Origin of the sequence: Christensenella hongkongensis (assembly GCF_000981035.1) — a bacterium.
In the GTDB taxonomy this organism is placed as follows: domain Bacteria; phylum Bacillota; class Clostridia; order Christensenellales; family Christensenellaceae; genus Christensenella; species Christensenella hongkongensis.
The window spans coordinates 1-681 of the sequence record NZ_LAYJ01000005.1 but is presented as its reverse complement, the minus strand read 5'-3'; the positions used below and the strand labels follow the sequence as shown (position 1 = coordinate 681).

General features: G+C 50.4%; 1 protein-coding gene. It reads left to right on the top strand.

Annotated elements, in window-relative coordinates; genetic code table 11:
• Positions 1 to 681: transposase (locus CHK_RS00105; RefSeq protein WP_046441793.1), on the top strand; the 681-nt coding region annotated here is incomplete at both ends.

Genomic DNA, 681 nt, shown 5'->3' with positions numbered 1-681 from the left:
CCCGCAAGGGGGACGGTCACGAAAAATGGATTGACTTCGTGGGTAAATTTTGGCATTGTGAATGCGTCAACAGCCTTTCCAAAAACGTTTTTACCCAGCGCTATCAAAAATGGTGCAAAAGAACAGGTTACAACTTTCTTTCCACTAAGGCCGCTGCCATCTACAATTCCGCCTGCATACAAGTCAGTACACTGCCTCGAAGCACCTTTGCCAAACAGCTTATTACTCAAGCTGTGTCGCAGCTTAACTCCCTATCGGAAACGCTGGCTCTGATTCGGCAGCAGATGCTTTCCCTTGCCTCCGGCTTGCCGGAATTTCCTGTTGTCACGGCTATGCAAGGGGTCGGCAATGTGTTAGGACCTCAACTCATGGCTGAAATTGGCGATGTGCGACGTTTCAACCGTAAGCAGTCGCTGGTTGCTTTTGCCGGTATCGACGCACCGCCTTTCCAGTCCGGCGCCTTTGAAGCACAGAGTACCGGCATTTCCAAACGAGGTTCTTCCTCACTCAGAAAGACGCTTTTTCAGGTCATGGACCGCCTGCTCAAACACGCGCCCTCTCATGATGCTGTATTCCAATATCTTGACAAAAAACGCGGCGAGGGTAAGCATTATTACGTCTACATGATGGCAGGAGCCAACAAGTTCCTGCGTATCTACTACGCACGGGTTAAGGAGCATC